Source organism: Streptomyces sp. NPDC059010, from assembly GCF_042740355.1.
GTDB lineage: Bacteria > Actinomycetota > Actinomycetes > Streptomycetales > Streptomycetaceae > Streptomyces.
Window position 1 is genome coordinate 92,873 of the sequence record NZ_JBHYJA010000027.1, and the last position, 24,631, is coordinate 117,503.

8 protein-coding genes are annotated in these 24,631 nt (G+C 72.7%); 6 read left to right on the plus strand and 2 right to left on the minus strand.

Annotated elements, in window-relative coordinates:
* Position 1: 1 nt before the first annotated feature.
* From ACFWYS_RS27705 to ACFWYS_RS27720, 4 genes are all read left to right on the plus strand, one after another.
* Positions 2-16,378, plus strand: coding sequence for an amino acid adenylation domain-containing protein (locus tag ACFWYS_RS27705; protein WP_384774392.1), 16,377 nt, complete (start codon positions 2-4; stop codon positions 16,376-16,378).
* Between the two features lie 118 nt (positions 16,379-16,496).
* Complete coding sequence (locus tag ACFWYS_RS27710; RefSeq protein ID WP_334587484.1) at positions 16,497-16,706, plus strand: MbtH family protein; 210 nt, start codon at positions 16,497-16,499, stop codon at positions 16,704-16,706.
* A 32-nt stretch (positions 16,707-16,738) separates the two neighbouring features.
* A complete protein-coding gene (locus ACFWYS_RS27715) occupies positions 16,739-17,740 on the plus strand; it encodes a TauD/TfdA family dioxygenase (protein ID WP_384774394.1) in 1,002 nt (333 codons plus the stop codon).
* A gap of 77 nt (positions 17,741-17,817) precedes the next feature.
* The gene (locus tag ACFWYS_RS27720) at positions 17,818-19,086 is read left to right on the plus strand and encodes a diaminobutyrate--2-oxoglutarate transaminase (RefSeq protein ID WP_384774397.1); all 1,269 of its coding nucleotides are present in this window, start codon (positions 17,818-17,820) and stop codon (positions 19,084-19,086) included.
* 276 nt (positions 19,087-19,362) lie between these two features.
* On the opposite strand, the gene ACFWYS_RS27725 is transcribed toward ACFWYS_RS27720, so the two are convergent.
* A complete protein-coding gene (locus ACFWYS_RS27725) occupies positions 19,363-20,355 on the minus strand; it encodes an aldo/keto reductase (RefSeq protein ID WP_384774400.1) in 993 nt (330 codons plus the stop codon).
* A gap of 555 nt (positions 20,356-20,910) precedes the next feature.
* Here ACFWYS_RS27725 and ACFWYS_RS27730 point away from each other — a divergent pair.
* Positions 20,911-22,029, plus strand: coding sequence for an acetate/propionate family kinase (locus tag ACFWYS_RS27730; RefSeq protein WP_384774403.1), 1,119 nt, complete (start codon positions 20,911-20,913; stop codon positions 22,027-22,029).
* 15 nt (positions 22,030-22,044) lie between these two features.
* Here the strand turns inward: ACFWYS_RS27730 and ACFWYS_RS27735 are convergent, their stop codons facing one another.
* On the minus strand, positions 22,045-23,808 hold the full coding sequence (locus ACFWYS_RS27735; RefSeq protein WP_384774406.1) for a PucR family transcriptional regulator: 1,764 nt from the start codon (positions 23,806-23,808) through the stop codon (positions 22,045-22,047).
* Positions 23,809-24,060: 252 nt separating this feature from the next.
* Between ACFWYS_RS27735 and ACFWYS_RS27740 the strand changes: the two genes are divergently transcribed.
* Complete coding sequence (locus tag ACFWYS_RS27740; RefSeq protein WP_384774409.1) at positions 24,061-24,588, plus strand: general stress protein; 528 nt, start codon at positions 24,061-24,063, stop codon at positions 24,586-24,588.
* The last annotated feature ends 43 nt before the right edge of the window (positions 24,589-24,631 follow it).

A 24,631-nucleotide genomic window follows, 5' to 3' on the forward strand; every position in this document is an offset into this window, starting at 1 on the left:
CATGAACACTGCGCTACCGCTCACGGCGGCCCAGCAAGGAGTGTGGGTCGCCCAGCGCCTCGCCCCCGACAGTCCCCTGTACACCTGCGGCATCTACTACGACGTCCCCGGCCCCGTGGACCGCGCCCTGCTGACCCGCGCCGTCGAGCAGGCCGTGGCCGAGACCGAGGCTCTGCGGATCCGTTTCCACGAGGACGGGGAAACGGGCGGGGACACCGGCCGGGAAACGGTTCGGCAGACGGTCGACCCGTCCGTCACGGGTGAGCTGAAGTACCTCGACCTCGGCGGCGAGGCCGATCCGGCCGCCGCCGCCCGCGCCTGGATCGACGCCGACCTGGCCCGCCCCGTCCCGGTCACCGGCGAGCGGCTCTTCCAGCACACCCTGCTGCGGCTCGGCCCCGACCGGCACTGGTTCCACTTCCGCTACCACCACATCCTCCTCGACGGCTACGGACAGGTCCTGCACTGCCGCCGCGTGCTGGAGGTCTACACGGCCCTCGCCGCCGGCGAGGACCCGCCCGCGAGCGGCTTCGGCACCCTGAACGAGGTCCTGGCCGAGGAGAACGCCTACCTCGGCTCCGCCCGCCACGAGCGCGACGGCGCCTACTGGCAGCGGGAGTTCGCCGACCTGCCGGAGTCCACCGAGCTCGGCTCCGGCGCCACGGGACTCGCGCCCAGCCTGCCCGGCGCGCGTCTCAGGCTGCCCGAGCAGACCGCCCTGCGGGTGCGCGGCCTCGCCGGGTCCCGCTGGTCGCTGCCGGTGATCGCCGCGATGGCCGCCCACACCCACCGCGTCACCGGCGCCCACGACGTCGTCGTGCGGGTGTTCATGGCCGCCCGGCTCAGCCCGCACGCCCTGGCGACACCGGCCATGCTGGTCAACGACGTCCCGCTGCGCATCCCCGTCGACGGTGCGACGACCTTCACCGAGCTGCTCGACCGGGTCGCCGCCCGGCTGGCCGAGGTGACCCGCCATCAGCGCTACCCGCACGACGAACTCCGCCGCGACCTCGCCGCCGCGGCCCACCCGGGCACCCTGAGCGGCCCGTCCCTGAACGTCCTCTCCTTCGCCGCCGCCCGCCTGCCGTTCGGCCCCGTCCAGGCCGAGGCACACCAGCTGGCCTCCGGCCCGGTCCGCGACCTCGCCCTGCACGCGTGGGGCGACCCGGAGGCCGCCGACGGCATCGAGCTCACCGTCAACGCCCACCCCGGCCGCTTCACCCCCGACACGGCCGCCGCCCACCGCGACCGGTACGCCCGGCTCCTCACCGCCGCCACCGAGCACCCCGAACTGCCCATCGGCGCCCTCGACCTGCTCGACGAGACGGAACGGGAGCGCTTCCACGCCCGCAACGCCACCGACCGTGCGACCGACCCGCGCTCCCTGGTGGAGCTGTTCGAGGCCCAGGACCCGGCCGCCGAGGCAGTCGTCTTCGAGGGCGAGCGGCTGACGTACGGCGAACTGGGCGCCCGTGCGAACCGGCTCGCGCACGCCCTGCGCGGGCGGGGCGTGGGACCCGAGTCGCGGGTCGCGGTGCGGCTGCCCCGCTCGCTCGACCTGATCGTCGCGCTGTGGGCGGTGCTCAAGACCGGCGCCGCGTACGTGCCCGTGGAGACCGGCTACCCGGCCGACCGGATCGCGTACCTCCTCGCCGACTCCCGTACGTCCTTCGTCATCGACGAGGAGAACGTACGGACCCTCGGCGAGGGCGAGCCCGAGACCAGCCCCGGCGTAGCCCTGCGGGGGGACCACGCCGCGTACGTCATCCACACCTCGGGCACCACCGGCCGCCCCAAGGGCACCGTCGTCACCCACGCCGGTATCGGCAACATGCTCGCCTGGATGCAGGACGAGTACCGGCTCACCCCGGCGGACCGGGTCGTGCACAAGTCGCCCGTCGGGTTCGACGTGTCGGTGTGGGAGGTGTTCTGGACCCTCACCCGCGGCGCGACCCTCGTCGTCGCCCGCCCCGACGGCCACCGCGACCCGGCCTACCTGGCCCGACTGGTCCGCGACGAGCGGGTCACCGTCATCCACTTCGTCCCGGCGATGCTCGGCCCGTTCCTCGACGAGTACCTGCCCGTCGACTCCCTGCGCATGGTCAGCTGCGGCGGCGAGGCCCTGCCCGCCGGACTCGCCGAGCGCTTCCACCGCGAGTGCGGCGCCCGGCTCCACAACTCCTACGGCCCCACCGAGTTCTCGGTGACCGCCACCTCCCACGCCTGCGCCCCCGGCGTGCCCATGACGATCGGCACCCCGACCCACAACTCCCGCGCCTACGTGCTCGACCCGGCGCTGCAGCCGGTGCCGGACGGCGTCACCGGCGAGCTGTACCTGGCGGGCGTCCAGCTGGCCCGCGGCTACTTCGACCGCCCCGGCCCGACCGTCGAGCGGTTCGTCGCCGACCCCCACGGCCCGGCCGGCACCCGGATGTACCGCACCGGTGACCTGGTGCGCCGACGGGCCGACGGAGACCTGGAGTTCGCCGGACGCGCCGACGACCAGATCAAGATCAACGGTCAGCGCGTCGAACCGTCCGAGGTCGAGTCCGTGCTGGCCTCGGTGCCCGGCGTCGAGCAGGCCGCCGTCCTCGTCCACGACTCCGCCGCGGGCGCCCGGCAGCTCGTCGGCTATGTGACCGGCACCCCGCAGACCGACCCCCGCGCCCACCTGGCCACCCTGCTGCCCGCCCACATGGTGCCCGTGAGCGTTCACGTCCTGCCGTCGATCCCGGTCACCCCCAACGGCAAGATCGACCGCCGTGCCCTGCCCGCGCCGGCCCGGCCGGCCGGCCAACGCGCCCCCGGCACCGCCGCCGAGCACACCCTGCACGCCCTCGCCGCCGACCTGCTGGGCCGCCCCGAACTGGGCGTGGACGACGACCTGTTCGCCCTCGGCGCGGACAGCATCCACGCCATCCAGCTCGTCAGCCGCGCCCGCCGCCAGGGCCTCCACCTCACGCCCCAGGACGTCTTCGACCATCCGACCGTCGCCCGTCTCGCCACGGTCGCGGCCACGGCACCGGCGCCCGCGCCCGTCGAGGACGACCCGGTCGGAGAGCTCCCCGAGACGCCGATGGCCCGGCGCCTCGCCGAACGCGGCGGCCCCACCGCCGGGTTCGCCCAGTCCCTCCTCCTCACCGCGGACCCCGACCTGTCGTACGAACGCCTCGGCGCCGCCCTGCAACTCGTCCTCGACCGTCACGACGCGCTGCGCATGCGGGGCCGGCACATCCGGCCCGTGGGCGCCGTGCGGGCCGAGGACTGCCTGATACGCGCCCGGGACGAGGACGTGGCCGGGCACAAGGAGGCCGCCCGTCGCGCGCTGTCCCCCGAGGACGGTGTGATGGTCCGGGCCGTGTGGTTCGACTCCGGCCGACTGCTGCTCGTCCTGCACCACCTGGTCGTCGACGGCGTGTCCTGGCGCATCCTGCTGACCGACCTCGCCGAAGCCCTCGCGGGCGCCGACCTGTCCCCGGCCGGAACCTCGCTGCGCCGCTGGGCCGCGCACCTGCGGGCACCGGCCGATGAACTCCCGCTGTGGACCGACCTGTTGTCCACCCCGGAACCCGTCCTCGGCACCCGCCCCCTCGACCCCGCCCGGGACGTCCACGGCACCGCCCGCTCCATCACCGTCACCGTCCCGGCGGACCTCACCGGCACCCTGCTGACCACGCTGCCCGCCGCCTACCGGGCGACCCCGGACGACATCCTGCTCGCCGCGCTCTCGACCGCCGTACAGCGCCACCGGGGCGAAGGACCGGTCCTGGTCGACCTGGAGGGCCACGGCCGCGACCACCTCCCCGACGGCATGGACCTGGCCACCACCGTCGGCTGGTTCACCCGCATCCACCCGGTCCGCCTCGGCCCCGGCACCGAGACCGGCCCCGCGCTCATCAAGCGCGCCAAGGAGGAACTGCGCGCCGTCCCGCACGGAGGCAGGGGCCACGACCTGCTCCGCAACCGCCTCACCGGCCTGTCCGCACCCCAGATCTCCTTCAACTACCTGGGCCGCCTGGACGCACAGGACCTCGGCGGCTGGCAGCTCGCCGACGACGCGACGGCCGTGGAACTGCTCGCCGACGACGGCCTTGGGCTCACCCACGCCCTCCAGATCGACGCCTACGTCCGGGACGGCGAGCTCACCGCCGAGTGGACCTACCCCTCGGGCGTCCTCACCGAGACCGACGTGCGCGCGATCGCCGAAGCATGGACCGCTGCCCTCGCCGAACTCGCCGTCCACACACGAGGCGGACTCACCGTCTCCGACGTACCCCTTGTCCGGATCACCCAGGAGGAACTGGACCGGTTCCGCGGCGCCACCGACGTGCTGCCGCTCTCCCCGCTCCAGGAGGGCCTGCTCTTCCTTGCGCTGTACGAGCCCGACGACCCGTACGTCGGCCAGCTCGTCCTGGAGATCGACGGCGGCTTCGACGCCGGGCGGATGCGGGCCGCCGCCACCGCCCTGCTGCACCGCCACCCCAACCTGCGCGCCGCCTTCCGCAGCCGCTCGGCGGGCGCCCCCGTGCAGGTCGTCCCCGCCGACGTCAAAGTGCCCTGGGAGGAGCGCGACGAGGACGATGTGGAGGCGTTCCTCGCCCGTGACCGGGCGCGCGGCTTCAGCGTCGTACGCCCGCCCCTGCTGCGGTTCACCGTCCTCGGGAACCGTCTCGTCCTGACCCACCATCACCTGCTGCTGGACGGCTGGTCCCTGCCGGTGCTGGTGCGTGAGCTGTTCGGCCTGTACGGCGGCGCCGACCTGCCTGCGGCCGCCCCGTACCGCGACCACCTGGCCCGGCTGGACGGCCAGGACCAGGAGGCCTGCGCCGAGGCGTGGCGCGAGCACCTCGCCGGTCTGGCCGCGCCCACCCTGCTCGCCCCCGCCGACCGCACCTCCGACGGCCACGGCGGCCAGGACGGCCACGGCGTCCATGAACTGGTCCTGTCCGAGGCGCTGACCGGCGCCCTGTCGGCGACCGCCCGTGCGCACCGGCTCACCCTCAACACTGTCGTGCAGGGCCTGTGGGGCTTGCTGCTGAGCGGCTTCACCGGCCGTGCCGACGTCGTGTTCGGCGCGACCGTCTCCGGGCGCCCGCCCGAGCTGCCCGGCGCGGAGTCGATGGTCGGGCTGTTCGTCAACACCCTGCCGGTCCGGGTGCGGATCGACCGGGACGAGGCGCTGGGCGCGCTGCTGGCCCGGGTGCAGCACGAGCAGCGTTCGCTCGACGCCCACCAGTCCGCCTCACTGGCGGAGCTGACGCGTGCGTCCGGCTTCGACGCGCTGTTCGACACCATCGTCGCCTTCGAGAACTACCCGATGGACGACGGCATCGAGGCCGGCGGACTGCGCCTGGCCCACGCCGAACTCGTCGAGCGCACCCACTATCCGGTCAGTCTGTCCGTCTTCCCCGGCGAGCGGCTGCGGCTGCGGTTCTCCCACCTCACCGCCGCCTTCGACGCGACGGCCGTCGCACGCATCGCCGACCACCTCGCCGGCCTGATCGGCAGTGCGGCGGCCGGACTCGACGTCCCGGCCGGTGAGCTGACCGCGGTGAGCGAGGACGACCGGCTGCTGGTCACGGGGGTCCGGGCGGCCGACGCCCCCGCGAAGGCCGCCGCCGCTGTCACGGGCGGCGAGCCGCGCTCGCCCGAGGAGCGGAAGCTGTGCGCCATCGTCGCCGACGTCCTCGGCGTCGAACGCGTCGGTGTGCACGATGAGTTCTTCGCGCTCGGCGGCACCTCGATCCTGATGATCCGCCTGGTCCACCGGGTGCGCGACGAGTTCGGCGTCGACCTGTCCCTGCGGGACGTCTTCGCCGGACCGACCGTCGCCGGAGTCGCCGAACGGCTGACCCTGCTGGCCCCGCAGGCCAAGCGCATCACGGCGGAGGAGCGGCCCGGCCGCGTCCCGCTGTCGTTCGCCCAGGAACGCATGTGGTTCCTGCAGCGGCTCCAGGGCGCCTCGGGCACGTACAACATCCCCATCCAGGTCCGGCTCGACGGTCCGCTCGACGCGGACGCCCTCGGCGCCGCGCTCGCCGATCTGGTCGCCCGCCACGAGGCGCTGCGCACCCTATATCCGGAGGACGCCGACGGCCCGCACCAGATCGTGCTTCCGCCGGACACCGGCTTCACCATGGAAGTCGTACGCGACGCCGGTCCCGCCCCCGACCTGGCCGCCTCGGCGGGCCGCCCCTTCGACCTGACCCGCGATCTGCCGCTGCGGGCCACCCACTACCCGACCGGACCGGACACCCACGTCCTGCTCCTCGTGGTGCACCACATCGCCACCGACGGAGCCTCGCTGCGCCCGCTCACCGAGGACCTCTCCGCCGCCTACCGGGCCCGGCTCGACGGAGCCGCGCCGCAGTTCCCCGAACTCACCGTCCAGTACCCGGACTTCGCGATCTGGCAGCGCGACACGCTCGCCGCGGACCTGCCGCGCCAGATCGAGTACTGGAAGCAGCACCTCGACGGTCTCCCGCCCGAGGTCACCTTCCCCGGCGACCGGCCCCGCCCGGCCGTGGCCACGCACCGCGGCGACCATGTGGAGTTCCACGTCGGCCCGGAGCTGTACCAGCGGATGCTGGACCTGGCCGGCCGCACCCGCACGACCCCGTTCATGATCCTCCAGGCCGCCGTGTCCCTGCTGCTCACCCGGCTCGGCGCGGGCGACGACATCCCGCTCGGCGGTGTCATCGCGGACCGGCCCGACTCGGTCCTCGACGACGTAGTCGGCGTGTTCATCAACACCCTCGTCTACCGCATGGACACCTCCGGCGACCCGACCTTCGAGGAGCTGCTGGTCCGCGTCCGCGAGACGGGCCTGGCCGCGTACGCCCACCAGGGTGTGCCCTTCGAGCGCCTGGTGGAGGAGCTCAACCCGGAGCGCTCCCGCTCCCGGCACGCCTTCTTCCAGGTCATGCTGGCCTGGCTGGACCTGACCGAGGCCCGCTTCGACCTGCCCGGCGTCAGCGCCGACCCCGGCCCGGTGACCAGCGGCACCGCCAAGTTCGACGTGCACTTCGACTGCCACGTCCATGAGGACGGCGGGCTGCTGTGCCGCCTGGAGTACGCCACCGACCTCTACGACCGCCGTACGGCACAGAGCTTCGCGGCCCGCTTCGTACGCGTCCTGGAGCGCGTCACCGCCGACCCCGCCCAGCGGCTGACCGAAGTGGACGTACTCGGCGCCGACGACCGCGCCCTGGTCCTGCACGGCTGGAACGACACCGGCCTCGCGTGGAACGACCCGCGTTCGATCGTGGAACGCTTCGAGGCGCAGGACCCGGAGGCCGAAGCCGTCTTCTTCGAGGGCGAGCGTGTCACCTACGGCGAGCTCAACGCCCAGGTGAACCGCCTCGCGCACGCCCTGCGCGACCGCGGTGTGGGCCCCGAGTCCCGGGTCGCCGTGATGCTGCCGCGCTCGGTGGACCTGATCGCGGCCCTGTGGGCGGTGACCAAGGCGGGCGCCGCGTACGTCCCCATCGACACCGGCTACCCGGCCGACCGGATCGCCTACATCCTCGCCGACTCCGGCGCGAGCCTGCTCATATCCGACCGGGACGTGGAGGGATTCGACCGGATCAGCCCCGACAGCGGGGAATCCGAGCACAACCCGTGTGTCCCCGTCCACGGCGAAAACGGCGCCTACGTCATCTACACCTCCGGTTCCACCGGCCGCCCCAAGGGCACCGTCAACACATGCGCCGGCATGGCGAACCGCCTGTGGTGGATGCAGAGCGACCACGAACTCAGGCCCGCCGACCGCGTGCTGCAGTCCACCCCGGTGAGCTTCGACGTGTCGGTGTGGGAGGTCTTCTGGACCCTCACCCACGGCGGCACCCTCGTCGTCGCCCGCCCCGACGGCCATCGCGACCCGCTCTACCTGGAGCGGCTGATGCGCGAGGAGCACGTCACGGTCGTCCACCTCAGCTCCTCGATGCTGGGCGCCTACCTCGCCGAGACCCGGCTGCCGGACTCGGTGCGTCTGGTCGTCTCCGGCGACGAGGCACTGCCCGCCGAACTGGTCCGCCGATTCCACGAGGACGCCAACGCCGTGCTCCTCAACGCCTACGGCCCGACCGAGGCCGCCGTCGACGTCACCACCTGGCCGGCCGGCCCGGACACCGAGACCGTGCTGATCGGCGGCCCCGTCCCCAACACCCGCATGTACGTGCTGGACGCCGACCTGGCCCCCGTCGCACCGGGCGTGCCCGGCGAGCTGTACTGCGAGGGCGTCCAGCTCGCCCGCGGCTACCTCGACCGGCCCGCCCTGACCGCCGAACGGTTCGTCGCGAGCCCCTACGGCCCGCCCGGATCCCGTATGTACCGCACCGGCGACGTGGCGCGCTGGACGGCGGACGGCGAGCTGGAGTACCTCGGCCGCGCCGACAACCAGGTCAAGCTGCGCGGCTTCCGGGTCGAACTCGGCGAGATCGAGGACGCGCTCGCCGACCACCCGGCCGTCACCCAGGCCGCCGCGGCCGTCCACGGCCAGTGGCTCGTCGGCTACGTCGTCCCGGCCGACCCGGACACCCCGCTCGACACCGCCGACGACCTCCGCGACCGGCTCGCCGCCCGGCTGCCCGAGTACATGGTCCCGGCCCAGATCGTCACCCTGGCGGAGCTGCCGCTCACCCCGAACGGCAAGCTCGACCGCAAGGCCCTGCCGGTCCCCGACCTCGCCCACGCCGGCGGGCGCGGGCCGCGCACCCCGCAGGAGGAGATCCTGTGCGGGCTGTTCGCCGAGGTGCTCGGCGTGACCGAGGTGTCGATCGACGACGACTTCTTCGCACTCGGCGGCCACTCCCTCCTGGTGACCCGGCTGGCGAGCCGCATCCGCGCCGCCCTCGACGTCGACATCGAGCTGTCGGTGCTGTTCGAGGCGACGACCGTGGCGCGGCTCGCCGCCCGGCTCGACGGGAGCGGACCGCGCCGCGGCGGCGTCACCGCACACCCGCGCGCGGGGCGCCTGCCGCTGTCGTACGCCCAGGAACGGCTGTGGTTCCTGCACCGCTTCGAGGGCCCGTCCCCGACGTACAACCTGCCCGTCGCGCTCCGGCTCACCGGCGACCTCGACGTGGCCGCGCTCACCGCCGCCCTGGACGACCTGACGCACCGGCACGAGGCGCTGCGCACGGTCTTCGCGGAGGACGGACACGGCCCTCACCAGGTCGTGCTGCCGTCGGTGCCGCCGCTCAGTGTCGTGCGCGTCGGCGAGGACGGGCTCGACGCACGGCTGGCCGAGGCCGTGGCCACGACGTTCGACCTCACCGTCCAACCCCCGCTGCGGGCCACCCTGTTCGACCTCGGCGCCGACGAACACGTCCTGCTCCTCGTCCTGCACCACATCGCCGGCGACGGCGCCTCCATGGCCCCGCTCGCCCGCGACCTCGCCACCGCCTACGCGGCCCGGACCCAGGGCGAGGAGCCCGACTGGCCCCAACTTCCCGTCCAGTACGCCGACTTCGCGGTGTGGCAGCGGCGGACGCTGGGCGAGAGCGACGACCCGGACAGCGTCCTGTCCCGGCAGCTCGACCACTGGCGTGCCACGCTCGCCGGACTGCCCGAGCAGATGGAGCTGCCCTTCGACCGGCCCCGGCCCGCCGTGCCCACCCACCGCGGCGACACGGTGCCCTTCACCGTCGCACCCGAGGTCCATCAGGCCCTGGTCCGGCTCGCCCGGGAGCACCACACGACCGTCTTCATGGTCGTGCACGCGGTCCTGGCCACCTTGCTGCACCGGCTCGGCGCGGGCGACGACATCGTCATCGGCTCGCCCGTCGCGGGCCGCACGGACGACGCCCTGGCGCCCCTCGTCGGCTACTTCGCCAACAACCTCGTCCTGCGCACCGACCTCACCGGCGACCCCGACCTCACCGAGGTGCTGCGCCGGGTGCGGGCCGCCGACCTGGCCGCCTACGCCCACCAGGACGTGCCGTTCGAGCGGGTCGTGGAAGCGGTCAACCCGGTGCGCTCCACCGCCCGGCACCCCCTGTTCCAGACCGGCCTGAACTTCAACAACGCCGATCAGCAGGCCGCCCTCGACCTCGCCGTCGACCTGCCCGGACTCTCCGCCCGCGTGCAGCCGGTCGCCTCGCCCGCCGCCAAGTTCGACCTGTCCTTCTTCCTCACCGAGCGGCCCGAGGGCGGGGTGAGCGGACTGCTGGAGTTCGCCACCGACCTGTTCGACCGTGAATCGGCCGCCCGGATCGCGGAGCGCTTCACCCGGCTGCTCGCCGACCTCACCGCCGAACCCGACCGCCCGGTGGGGGAGTTCGACGTCGTGGCCGAGGGCGAACGGCACCTGCTGCTCACCGAGTGGAACACCACCGGCCACGAGGTGCCGACGCAGACCCTCACCGACCTGATCGAAGCCCAGGCGGCCCGCACCCCGGACGACCCCGCCGTCGTCTTCGGCACGACCGAGCTGTCGTACGCCGAACTCGACGCCCGCGCCAACCGGCTGGCCCGGCACCTGACCGGCCTCGGCGCAGCTCCCGAGCGCTACGTCGCCGTGCTGATGCCGGTCTCCGCGGACATCCCGGTGACCTTGCTGGCCGCCCTGAAGACCGGCGCCGGCTATCTGCCGCTGGACCCGGCGCACCCGGCCGACCGGCTTGCCTTCATGCTGGCGGACATCGCGCCGGTCGCGGTCGTCACGACCGCCGAACTCGCGGACGCGGTAAGGCCGTTGACGGATGCCCCGGTCGTCGTCACGGACGACCCGGCGATCGCGGAACAGCCGCTCACCCCGCTCACCGGAGTGGTCCGGCGGCCCGAGCACACCGCGTTCGTCATCTTCACCTCGGGCTCCACCGGGCGCCCCAAGGCGGTCGTCGTCGAGCACCGCTCGCTCGTCGCCTACCTGGCGTGGGCGACGGCCGAGTACGAGAGCCTGCGCCGACGCGTCCTGGTGCACTCGCCGGTCTCCTTCGACCTCACCGCCACCGGCATGTTCGGCCCGCTGATCTCCGGCGGCACCCTGGAACTGGTCCGCTGGACGTCGAGCGGCCCCGACCCGGACGCCCGCGTCACCCGGCCCGACTTCGTCAAGGCCACCCCAAGCCATCTGCACCTGCTCGGCGTGGTGCCCGAGGAGTACTCGCCGCAGGGCCAACTCGTCCTCGGCGGCGAGTCGCTGCTCGGCGACGTGCTGGACGCCTGGCGCGCCCGGCATCCCGGCGTGACCGTCCTCAACGAGTACGGCCCGACCGAGACCACCATCGGCTGCAGCCTGTTCCGCATCGAACCCGGCGACCCGGTCCCGCCCGGCGTCATCACCATCGGCACCCCGGCCTGGAACACCCGGATGTACGTGCTGGACGCACTGCTGCGCCCGGCGCCCGTCGGCACGGCCGGCGAACTGTACGTCGCCGGTGACCTCGTGACCCGCGGCTACCACGGCCGCCCCGGCCTCACCGCCGGACGCTTCGTCGCGAGCCCCTTCGGCCCGCCCGGATCCCGGATGTACCGCACCGGCGACCTGGCCCGCTGGACGGCCGCCGGACTCCTGGAGTTCGTCAGCCGCGTGGACGACCAGGTCAAGATCCGCGGCTTCCGCATCGAACTCGGCGAGGTGGAGGCCGTCCTGACGGCCCAGACCGGCATCGACGCGGCCGCCGTGGTGGTCCGCGAGGACACCCCCGGCGACAAACGCCTCGTCGCCTACGTCGTACCCGAGCCGAACCGCCCGGCGGACCCGGCCGCCCTGCGGGCCGCCGCCGCGCGGGCCCTGCCCGACTACATGGTCCCCGCCGCCTTCGTCGTCCTGGACACCCTGCCGCTGACCGCCAACGGCAAGATCGCCCGCAAGGCGCTGCCCGCCCCGAACCTCGGCGCCGACGGCACTGGGCGACCGCCCGCCGAGGGCACCGAGCGGCGCGTGGCCGACCTCTTTGCCACCGTCCTCGGCGTGCCGGACGTGGGCGCGGACGACGACTTCTTCCGCCTCGGCGGCCACTCCCTGCTCGTCGCACGGCTCGTCAACCGCGTCCGGGCCGACCACGGCGCCGAGCTGTCCATCCGGGAGGTCTTCGAGAACTCGACCGTCGCCGGACTCGCCGAACTGCTGGCGGGGCGGCCGACGAAGGCCGTGCGGCCCCCGCTCGTCCGGCGTGACGGGTCCGACCGGCCCGAGCGGGTGCCGCTGTCGGCGGCCCAGCGGCGGATGTGGTTCCTCGACCGGCTCGACGGCCAGGCGCAGACGTACACCATCCCCGTCGTCCTGCGGATGACCGGCACCCTCGACAGCGACGCCCTGCGGGACGCCTTCGGCGACCTGGTGCGGCGGCACGAGGTGCTGCGCACGGTGATCACCGAGGGTCCGGAGGGGCCCCACCAGGTCGTCGTGGACACCGAACCGCGCTTCGCGGTCCGCTCGCTCGACCCGGCCGATTTCGACGCGGGCGTGGCGGAGGCCGCCCGGACGCGGTTCTCCCTGGACCGCCAACTGCCCATCCGCGCCGTGCTGTTCACCGACGGGGAGCGCGAACACGCCCTGCTGCTGCTCCTGCACCACATCGCGGGCGACGGCGCCTCCATGCGGCCCCTCGCCGAGGACCTCTCCACGGCCTACGCCGCCCGCCTCACAGGCCGCGCCCCCGACTGGGCTGCGCTGCCCGTCCAGTACGCCGACTACGCGCTGTGGGAGCGGGAACTGCCCGCCGACCGGGTCGACTTCTGGACGCGGGAACTGGCCGGGATCCCCGACCAGATCGAGCTGCCCACCGACCGGACCCGGCCCGCCGTCGCCTCCCAGCGCGGTGGCACGGTGCCCTTCACGGTGCCGGCCGCACTGCGCGGCCGTGTCGACGCGCTCGGCCGCGACCGGGGCGCCAGCGCCTTCATGGTGCTGCACGCCACGCTCGCCACCCTGCTGAACCGGCTCGGCGCCGGCGACGACATCGTGATCGGAACGCCCGTCGAGGGCCGCCCGGACAGCGCGCTCGAAGACCTCGTCGGGCTGTTCGCCAACACCCTGGTGCTGCGCACCGACACCTCCGGCGACCCCACCTTCGAGGAACTGCTCGACCGGGTGCGCGCGGCGGACGTGGCGGCGTACGACCACACCGATGTGCCCTTCGAGCGGCTGGTCGAGGTCCTCAACCCGGCGCGCTCACGCTCCCGGCACCCGCTGTTCCAGGTCATGCTGACGGTCAATCAGCAGGCTGTCGCACCCACACTGCCCGGACTTGAGGTGACCGTCGGGGACGTGGACGGCGACCGCGCCAAGTTCGACCTGTCGCTGACGCTCACCGAGACCGGCAAGGGCGGCTGGTCGGGATGGGTCGAGTACGCCTCGGACCTGTTCGACCGGGCCACCGCCGAGAGCGTCGCCACCCGTTATCTGCGCCTGCTCCAGGAGGTGACCGCCGACCCGGCGCGTCCCCTGCACACCCTGCCCCTGCTCACCCCCGCCGAACGCGGGCACGCACTCGTCCATCGCAACGACACCGCCCGGCCGCTGCCGGAGGCATCGCTGCCGGCGCTGTTCGAGGCCCAGGTGGCGCGCACCCCGCACGCCGTGGCCGTCGTCGCGGACGGTACGGAGTCCTCGGACGGTACGGGGGTCTCGGACGGTACGAAGCTGACGTACGACGAGCTGAACCGTCGTGCGAACCGGCTCGCCCGGCACCTGGCCTCCCTCGGGGCCGGACCGGAGACCGTCGTCGCCGTGGTGCTGCCGCGCCGCCCGGAGGTGGTCGTGACGCTGCTCGCGGTCCTGAAGACCGGAGCCGCGTACCTGCCGATCGACCCGGCGAACCCGAGGGCGCGGATCGAGGCCCTGGTCGCCGACGCGGGCGCGGCGATCGTGCTCGACGAGGACGCCCTCGCCGCCGCCCCGGACACCGGCGCCGACGGCGACCTGACCGCCGAGGTCCACCCCCGCCAGGCCGCCTACCTGATCTACACCTCAGGATCGACGGGCCGCCCGAAGGGAGTGGTCGTGGAACACGGTTCGCTCGCCGCCTACCTGAGCGAGGCCGCGACGATGTACCCGGCCGCCACGGGCGAGTCCCTGGTCCACACGTCCCTCGCCTTCGACATGCCGGTGACCACGCTGTTCACACCACTCATCACCGGCGGCCGCGTCCGGTTCGGCGAACTGGACGAGGACACACCCACCCCCGACCTGCTCAAGGTCACCCCGAGCCATCTACGGCTCCTGGAGTCGCTGCCCGACCGCGTCAGCGACGCCCGGAACCTGGTCATCGGCGGCGAGGCCCTCGACGGCACCGCCCTGCAGGCGTGGCGCGAGCGGCACCCCAAGGCCGTGGTGATCAACGAGTACGGCCCCACGGAGGCGACCGTCGGCTGTGTCGTCCACCGCCTCGAACCGGACGACGACCTCGGCGCGGGACCGGTGCCCATCGGCCGCCCCATCGCGGGCGCGCGCGTGTACGTGCTGGACGACCACCTCCAGCCCGTCCCCGACGGCGTCTGGGGCGAGCTGTACCTAGCCGGCGCCGGACTCGCCCGCGGCTACGCCGGCCGCCCCGGCCAGAGCGCCGAACGCTTCGTCGCCGACCCGTACGGCCCACCCGGCACCCGCATGTACCGGGTGGGCGACCGGGCCCGCTGGAACCGCGCCGGAGTGCTGGAGTACGCCGGACGCGTCGACGACCAGGTCAAGATCCGGGGCTACCGGATCGAGCCCGGCGAGATCGAGACCGCGCTGACCGCGCTCGACGGGGTGGCCCGAGCCGCCGTGATCGCCCGCGAGGACCGTCCGGGCGACCAGCGGCTGGTGGCGTACGTCGTCGCCGAAACACCGCTGGCGGCCGATGAGTTGAAGGCCCGGCTCGCCACCGTCCTCCCCGCCCACCTCGTACCGTCCGCGTTCGTCGAGGTCGACGCGATCCCGCTGAACGCCAACGGCAAGCTCGACCGCAGGGCACTGCCCGCCCCGCCGGACACCGTCGCCGGTACCGGCCGGGCGCCGCGGACTGAAACGGAGGCCCTGCTGTGCGGGCTGTTCGCCGAGGTGCTGGGGGTGGCCGAGGTCTCCGCCGACGACGACTTCTTCGCGCTGGGCGGTCACTCCCTGCTCGCCACCCGTCTGGCCGGCCGTATCGGTGAGACGCTGGCGGTCCGCTTCAGCCTGTCGGCGCTGCTCGAAGCACCGACCCCGGCGGGGCTGGCCCGCCACCTCACGGAGGGCGGCCCGCAGGCCGCGTCGTGGGTGCCGGACTCGGAAGCCGAGCTGAGTCCCGCCCTGCGCTTCACGCCCGGCACATCCCCCGCCGGCCCCTCTGAGGTGCCGCATGCCGGTGGTCCCCGGGAGATTCTGCTGACCGGGGCCACGGGGTTCGTCGGAGCCTTCCTCCTGGCCGAGCTGCTGCAGCGGACATCGGCGCGGGTGCACTGCCTCGTCCGCGCGCGGACCGACGCCGAGGCGGTCGAGCGGCTGACCGGAGCCATGCGGCGCTACGGCATCGACCTCGGGCCGACGCCGGACGATCCGCGGCTGCATGTCGTCCGGGGGGACCTGGCGGCAGTGGACCTCGGCCTCGACCCCGCGGACTGGGCGAGGCTGCGCGAGCGGGTCGACACGATCGTGCACGGCGGCGCACACGTCCATCACCTCTCGCCGTACACCCTGCTCAAACCGGCCAACGTGGAGGGCACCCGAACCCTGCTGCGCCTGGCAGCCGAAGGCCGGCCGAAGGCGTTCCACCACCTCTCCACCCTCGGTGTGTTCGGGCTCGGCCAGAACTCCCGGCTGGTCACGGAGGATTCACCGATCGACGGTGAGAAACACCCCTTCGGCAACGGATACGCGGCGAGCAAATGGGTCGCGGACCGGCTCGTGGAACGTGCCTTCGAGCGGGGAGCCACCGGCGGCATCCACCGGCTCGGCCGCATCTGGGCGCACACCTCGACCGGTGCCGTCAGTGCGGACGACATGTTCTCCCGACTGCTCACCAGTTGCGCCGCGCTCGGCTGCCATCCGGTCGGACCGGATCTGGAGGAAGCGCTGCTCCCCGTCGATGTCCTGGCCCGCGCCGTCGTGGGGCTGATCCTGACCGGGACGGGAACCGCCCGTGTGCACCACCTCCACCACCCGCGCAGGGTCGGAGCCGACGTCTTCCTGAGCGGCTACGACCGGATGCGCGGGACGGTCTCCGAACCGGTCCCGCTCACCGAGTGGCTGCACCGCCTGCGGCGCGCGAGCGAACGGGGACTGGACCTGCCGATCCTGCCCTACCAGGCGTATCTCGAAGAGCACGCGAGGAACGCCCCGGACCCACAGCAGCCGACCCTGGAGTTCGAGAACGACAGGACGCTTCAGCGGCTGCGGGATCTGGAGGTCGCGATCCCGGACATCGACCAGGCCGCGATCTCCCACTACTGGGACTTCGTCCAACGGTGAGGCGAGCCGCCTCCACATAGGCCGGACGACCGGCCACACCGCCCGGAACCGTGGCCCAACCCCACCCACTCCGGGAGGCGAAGCGCCTCCCGGCTCCCGAAAGGAACACCGGCCCGTCATGACCAACCCCTTCGAGAACCCCGACGGCACCTACCGGGTCCTGGCCAACGACGAGGGCCAGCACTCGCTGTGGCCCGACTTCACCGCCGTACCCGCCGGCTGGACCACCGTCTTCGGCCCGGACAACCGGACCGCCTGCCTGGAGTACGTCGAACGCGAGTGGACCGACCTGCGCCCCAAGAGCCTTGTCCGGGCCATGGGCGAGTGACGCGGACACAGCGGACGAAAGGGAACACGCACGTGAGCAGCGTCGACATGACGCAGGCACCGCACGCCCCGGCGACCGCCGACGGCACGGTGCGGTACGGCACCCGCACCCTGGCCGCGCTGGGCCAGATCGGCACGGAGCTGCTGGACCAGGCGGGCGACCGGGTCGACGACCCCGCCTGGGTGGCCCGCGCCCGGCACGCCTGGGAGGACGCCCCCGCCGAAGTGCGGCGCACCGTGAGGGAGTTCCGCAGGCACTCGGGGCCCGACGGCGCCCTCGTCCTCAGGCGGCTCCCCATCGGCGTCGGGCAACTGCCGCCGACCCCCATGGTGAAGGGCTCCGTCCAGCACACCCCGTCCCTGGCGGCGGCGACGCTGCTGCTGTTCGCGGCCGGGCTCGGCGACCCGGCCGCGTTCGCGGCGGAGAAGTCCGGGGCCCTCGTCCAGGACGTGGTGCCGGTACCGGGGCAGGAGAAGGTCCAGGGCAACGTCGGCTCGGTCGAACTCACCTTCCACACCGAGAACGCCTTCCACCCCCACCGGCCCGACTACGTGATGCTGCTGTGCCTGCGCGCCGACCACGAGGGCACGGCCGAACTGCGCACCAGCTGCGCCCGCCGCGTCCTGCCGCTGCTGACCCCCGGCACCCGGGAGACGCTCGGCAGGCCCGAGTTCGTGACCGAGGCACCGCCCTCCTTCGGCCCGGCCGGCGACGGCACCGCGCACGCCGTGCTCACCGGCGACCCGGACGACCCCGACTGGTGCTTCGACGAGGCGGCCACCAAGGCGGTGACCCCCGAGGGGCGGGCCGCCCTCGCCGAACTCGCCGAGGTGGCGCACCGGACGTACACCGGGGTGCTGCTGCGGCCCGGCGACCTCGCCGTCGTCGACAACCGGGTCACCCTGCACGGCCGTTCGGCCTTCACCCCGCGCTACGACGGCCGCGACCGCTGGCTCCAGCGGACCTTCGCGTTCAGCGACCTGCGCCGCTCCCGCGACCATCGCCCCGGCGACGGAACGGTGCTGGTCAAGTGACACCTCAAGTAACACCTCAAGTGACGCCGGCCCGCGACGCGTCACGAGAACCGTTGACATGAAAGGTACGTGCTGACATGACCGAGACCGACCGGACGCCCCTCGCGGTGTTCGAACGTCACGAGTCGAACGTACGCAGCTACTGTCGCGACTTCCCGGTGATCTTCGAACGGGCCGCCGGACACCACCTGTGGGACACCACCGGGCGCCGCTACGTCGACCTGCTGTGCGGGGCCGGCTCGCTGAACTACGGCCACAACCCGCCCGCGATCGTCGAACGGGTCACGGCCTACCTCACGGCCGGCGGCCCGGTGCAGTCGCTGGACCTGCACACCACGGCCAAGGCCGACTTCCTGGAGCGGTTCACCAGCCTCGTCCTTCAGCCGCGCGGGCTCGGCGACCATGTCGTCCAGTTCCCCGGACCGGCCGGAACCCTCGCGGTCGAGGCCGCCCTGAAGCTGGCCCGCAAGGTCACCGGCCGCACCGAGGTGATCGCCTTCACCGGCGGCTTCCACGGCGCGTCCCTCGGAGCGCTCGCCGCCACGACCTCCCCGCTGCTGCGCGGCGCGGCGGGCGTCCCCCTGACCGACGTCACGATCCTCCCGTACGGCGACGCGGCCGAGCCCGATCCGTTCGCCGCCCTGGAACACGCCCTCGGCCCGGACGCGGCGACGCCCCCGCCCGCCGCGATCCTGCTGGAGACGGTCCAGGGCGAGGGCGGACTGCACACCGCGCCCCGCCCGTGGCTGGCCCGGATCCGTGAACTCGCCGACGCCACCGGCACGTTGGTCATCGTGGACGACATCCAGGCGGGCTGCGGACGCACCGGCACCTTCTTCAGCTTCGAGGACGCCCCCGAACTCCGCCCCGACCTGGTCTGCCTGTCCAAGTCCCTGAGCGGCATGGGGCTACCGATGGCGGCGCTGTTGATCCGGCGCGAGATCGACCGTTGGGCCCCCGGCGAGCACAACGGCACGTTCCGTGGCCACAACCTCGCCTTCGTGGCGGGCTCCGCCGCCCTGGACCACTGGGCCGACCCGCACTTCACCGACCACGCCGCCGAACTGACCGCCGCGATCCGCACCAGCCTCGCGAGCATCACCGACGCCCTCCCGGCGGGTGCCGCCGAAGTCGTCGGCAAGGGAGCGATGAGCGGACTGAGATTCCCCGCCCCCGGGACGGCCGGGCGGATACGGGACGCGTTGTTCCGCGCCGGCATCGTCGCCGAGACCTCGGGGTCGGGGCATGTGCTGAAACTCCTGCCACCCCTGACGATCTCCCTCACCGAGTGGAAGGAAGTGGCGGACACGTTGGGCGACACCGTCCAGATATTCGCCACGGCGTAGTCGCCTGACGCCCTGGGGACGAGCCGAGCCGAGCGGCCGCGGCCGTCCCCAGGGCCAGGGTGCGTGCAGCCCAGAGCGAGGCCCGCGCACCGATCTCCGGAGAGGCTTGCTGGAGCCCGGGAATCACAAGCCGGTGCGCTGGTGCCGATGTTCGTCCTGGTTCGCGGCGGCGGAGCTCGGACAGTAGCCGTGACAGCCGCCCCGTATGCCGAACGCCGCCCCCGTCCCGACGACGGTGGCGGCGACTGCGAACGAATGCGGCTGCGGCTGCGACCGCTACCAGGCGAAGGCCTCCGGAGACGCTCCCGGTCCCGGGAAGATCTCGTCCAGCCCGGCCAGCAGCTCGTCGCTCAGCTCCAACTCGATGGCGCGCAGGGCGGATTCGAGCTGCTCCGCCGTGCGCGGGCCGACGATCGGGCCGGTCACACCGGGACGGGTGAGCAGCCAGGCCAGGGCGGCCTCGCCGGGCTCCAGACCGTGCTTGTCGAGCAGGTCCTCATACGCCTGGAGCTTCGCGCGTACCTCAGGGCCGGACATGGAGCCCGCAGCGCGCCCCTCGTCGCGCCGGCCGCCCTTGACCTCCTTCTTCAGCACGCCGCCCAGCGCACCGCCGTGCAGCGGCGACCACGGGATCACGCCGAGGCCGTACTCCTGCGCGGCCGGGATGACCTCCATCTCGGCGCGGCGCTCGTAGAGGTTGTAGAGGCACTGCTCGCTGACGAGACCGATGGTGCCGCCGCGCCGGGCGGCGATCTCGTTGGCCTGGGCGATCTTGTATCCGGGGAAGTTGGACGACCCGACGTAGAGGATCTTCCCCTGCTGGACCAGCACGTCGATGGCTTGCCAGATCTCCTCGAACGGGGTGTCCCGGTCGATGTGATGGAACTGGTAGACGTCGATGTAGTCGGTCTGCAGCCGCTTCAGCGACGCGTCCACGGCGCGCCGGATGTTCACCGCCGACAGCTTGTCGTGGTTGGGCCACGCAGCGTCGTCCGCACCCATGTCGCCGTACACCTTGGTGCCGAGGACGACCTTGTCGCGTCGCCCGCCGCCCTTGGTGAACCAGTTGCCGATGATGCTTTCGGTACGGCCCTTGTTCTCGCCCCAGCCGTACACGTTCGCCGTGTCGAAGAAGTTGATCCCCGCGTCCAGCGCCGCGTCCATGATCGCGTGACTGTCCGCTTCGTCTGTCTGCGGACCGAAGTTCATGGTGCCGAGGACGAGTCGGCTGACCTTGAGTCCGGTGCGTCCGAGCTGCGTGTACTTCATGGAGTGCACGCTAGCCGCGTGGAGTGCGCTCTAGGCAAGCGCTTCCCTCCACGTCCCGCACCACAGTGACACACCCCACGCGACCAGCCGCTGATACCGATCACCGGTGATTCGAACCCCCGTCGAACCCGGGGCAGGAAGGTCAGGCACCGAAGACGATCTCCCACTGCTTTCTCGCGGAGGGATCTGCGTCGACCTACGCCAACCCAATCCCGGTCGGGCGGTGTTGTGCGCGAAGGCCGCGACGCTGGGCATCCGGTTCGCGGACGTCGTCGTCGCTCCTGACACAGCCGACCTTGCGCGACTCGTCACGTTGGTCGGCCGCGGACGTTGAGCGCCGCGTACACCATGGCACGTTGCCGCGCAGGAAGATCACCGATGCGCCCGCACAGTCGGCCGCTCGCCGGTACCCGCACCTTCCTGGTGTGCCGAGCTCATCCGGTGGGCCTGCGTTTCCTACGAGGTCAGGCGGGTACCCGGCTGCCTCGGCACACACGCCGAGCCGTTGCGGGCACAGCCGTGCGACGCGGTCCGGGACCGCGGGGAAGGAGCACCGTGTCGGCGGGAAACATCGGCCCAGTGCTGGTGGCCGACGCAGGCTCGTCCAGCCTGAGGCTGACCGTGTTCGGCGACGACGGGCAGGTCCTGGCCGAAGACCACAGCGCCTCCGCACCCGGCGAAGACGTGTCCGGCCCTCTGCGGCAACTGCTGGCCCAAACGCCATCGCCCGCTGCCGTGGGTCACCGCATCGTCCACGGCGGACCCGCACTGCGCAGCCACGTCCTGGTCGACGACGAGGTCCGGGCCGCCCTCGGGAATGCGGCCGACCTGGCACCGCTGCACGTCCCGCAGGCCCTCACTGTCCTGGATACCGCCCGGAAGGTGCTACCCGACGTCCCGCACGCAGCCTGCTTCGACACCGTCTTCCACGCCGGCCTGCCCGCCGCCGCCCGCGAGTACGCGGTGCCCGCCACCTGGCGCGAGGAGTACGGGATGCGCCGCTACGGCTTCCACGGGCTGTCCTACGCCTGGGCACTCGGCCGGACCGCCGAGCTGCTCGGTCAGCGCCCCCAGCAGCTCCACCTGGTGATCGCCCACCTCGGCGGCGGCTGCTCCGCCTGTGCGGTGCGCAACGGGACCAGCGTCGACACCACCATGGGCTTCACACCGCTGGAGGGGTTGGTGATGTGCCACCGCAGCGGAAGCGTGGACCCTGGCGCCCTGGCCTGGCTGCAGACGCGGCACCGTCTGTCCGCCGACGACATCGAGGACGTACTGAATCACCATTCCGGTCTGCTCGGCCTCTCCGGCACCTCCGACGACACTCGCGACCTCGTCCGCAGCCGGGCAGCGGGCGACGAGCGCGCCGCTCTCGCCCTGGACGTCTTCACTCATCACTGTCGCCGTGGCATCGCTGCGATGGCCGCGTCCCTCGACCGGCTCGACGCCCTGGTCTTCACCGGGGAGATCGGCGAAGACCAGCCCGAGGTCCGCGAAGAGGTATGCACCCGGCTCACCGCCCTCGGCCTGACCGGCGGCCTGCGCACGCCCGACGACGCGAGCCGTCCGGCGATCCTCAGCGGGCCGGGGGCGGAAATACCGATCGTGGTCGTACCCACCGGAGAGGCCCAGCAGATCGACCATGAGACCCGAACCCTTCTCCGCAGCCCGTGAGGCGGGTCTCCGCGGTCAGCGCCCCCGCCCGCCCAGGATGATTTTCCAGACGCGCGTTGCCACCTGCAGATTGAGCCGGGTGTCCACATCCGCCAGGTCGCGGTCGGTGATCTCACGGATGCGCTGCAGCCGGTAGCGCAGGGTGCTGCGGTGGACTGTCAGCGCGGCGGCCGCATCGTCGTAGTTGCCTCCGCAGTCGAAGTAGCGCGAGAGCGTCTCCACCAGCTCCGTGTCGTGCTCTGCGTCATAGTCGATCAGCTGGCCGAGCCACTCTCGCACGAAGTCTTCGAGTTCCTGGAGATCGTTGCCGGGCCCCAGGATCCGGTACACCCCGAGGTCGTCGAAGAACGTCGTCCCGCTGCGCTGGCGGGAGTTCTGCCGCACCTCCAGGGCCCGCAGTGCCTCCTGGTAGCAGCGGGGAATGCCGTCCGGGGAGTCACAGCGGGTGCTCACCCCGATCGCGCCGTCGGGTGTCCCCAGCTCATGGGCGAGCGCCGTGTGCACGGCATCGTCGTCGGGTCTTGCTTCGGTCAGCAGGACCACCCGGTCGCCGCGACGGGTGATCAGCGGGCGGGTCGCCGTGGTGGCGGTCGCTTGCTCGACGGCCCGGGTGAAGGAGCTGTCGGCGGCGTTGCCCGGCCAGTGCACCACGACCACGTAGTGGGTACGTTGCAGGTCGTGGCCGACGGCTTCGGCCCGGGCGTAGGCGCTCGTCTCGTCAGTGCCCTCCAACAGGTCGTCGATCAGCTGGCGGCGCAGCCGCAGTTCGACCTCGGTGAGTTCGCGCATGTGTACGAGCTCCTGGGCAAGCGACCGCTGGGCGTGATCCAAGGCGAACATGGTGTGCTCGTTGGCCGTCGCCTCCGGGTCCTCGATGGCGAGTACGCCGAGGACGTCGCCGCGCGGCCGGGCCAGGGCGATCAGCCGGTCCTTGACTCTGACCGGGCCCGCCTCGCGCGCGACCTGGCTCAGCATCTCTTCCTGGGAGGCCGAGGGCCGCACCGGATAGGGGTCGGGCCGGTCGGGACCGGCCCAGGACCTCAGGTTGCCGAACCGGTCCTCGATGAGCGCCGACAGCCCGGTGAGCTCGTACAGCGCCTGGGTGATGGCGTCCTCGCCGCCGCCCCGGGCAGTGACACGGGCGAGGGTCTCGTGCACGGTCATATGCAGGTGCAGCTCGGAGCGCACTGTGTCCAGCTGCCGCAGTGCGGTGTCCCGTTCGGTGCGCAGGCGGCTCAGTTCGCCGGCGTTGTCGTGCTGCCAGGCGCGCGTGGCCGCCAGTGACAGGGCCGCCGATGTGAGACCCACGAGGGTCGAGAGGAGGAAGTGCCCCGGCTCGTCGGGCTCGGAGTGAGAGGAGACCACGAGGTAGCCGAGCAGACCGCCGGCCTCGCGCAGGCCGAACGCCCAGGTCCAGGACCGCTCTGGAACGGATACGGAACCGTCAGCCTCGCCCAGCTCCTTCATCCCCGTGTCGTCGACCGTCGGCGCTCCCACGTCGTGGCCGGGGACGCGGGACAAACCGCCGTCCGTCGCGAGGTATCCGGCCTCGGCGTGGTAGGGACCCAGGGCACTGACGTGCCGCATGGCCAACCGCACGATCTCACTCTGCTCCGCGCAGGTGAACAGGGTGTGGGACAGCACCAGCAGCCCGTGTGGGTCCAGCGCCGCGAGCGGACGGGGGCCGTGCCGTTCGGTGCCCGCGGTGTTGCTCGGGTGGCGGGTCACCGTCTGGTCGGAGACGTGCGGGGAAAGCCTCTGTGACGGATGGGAGGCCATGGGCACTCCGTCCCCCTCCGGTCATCGGAGGCGATCGAGCGAGTCGTGGGATCCACGCCGGTGCGAGCCCCGCGTACCCAGCCTGGGCAAGGCAATCCGACTTGTTCGAATTTGAGCCCTGTTCTCGTGGACCGACCGACCGCGTCGATTTCTGACCTATCGGGTGCAGGCGGAGCGCGCTGCTCTCTTGCGACTCTGTGCCTGTCAGGGATCGCCGGGCGCACCGCTGGCCGTGGCAGGAAGGACTGGCTGATGAACGAGCAGGCCCGCAGGACCATCGCCTCGTACGCGACCTACCAGGAGGCGGAACGCGCCGTCGATCACCTGTCCGATCAGGGTTTTCCCGTCGAGAGGGTGGCCCTCATCGGGCAGGACGTGCGTCTGGTCGAGCAGGTGACCGGCCGCATGGGACACGGCGGGGCCGCCCTCCAGGGCGCGGCGAGCGGTGCCCTGCCCGGTGCACTGATCGGGTGGATCTTCGGGCTGCTGAACTGGCTGGACCCGGTCGTGTCGGGGCTGCTCCTCGCCTTGTACGGGCTGGTTTTCGGAGCACTCGTCGGTGCTCTGCTCGGCCTGCTGGTGCACGCGGCCCAGCGTGGCCGCCGGGATTTCGCCTCGGTGAGCTTCATGCAGCCCAGCCGGTACGACGTCGTCGCCGACGAGGCGGTCGCCGACGAGGCGGTGCAGATGCTGGCCGAGCTGCCCAGCGCGACCGGCGCCGGCACAAGCAGCGGCGCTTGGAAGAGCAGCCGCCCGCGGAGCGGTCCCGCCGTCACCTGAGCGAGTGCGGAAGGCCGGGCGCGACTCCGAGGCAAACGGGGGC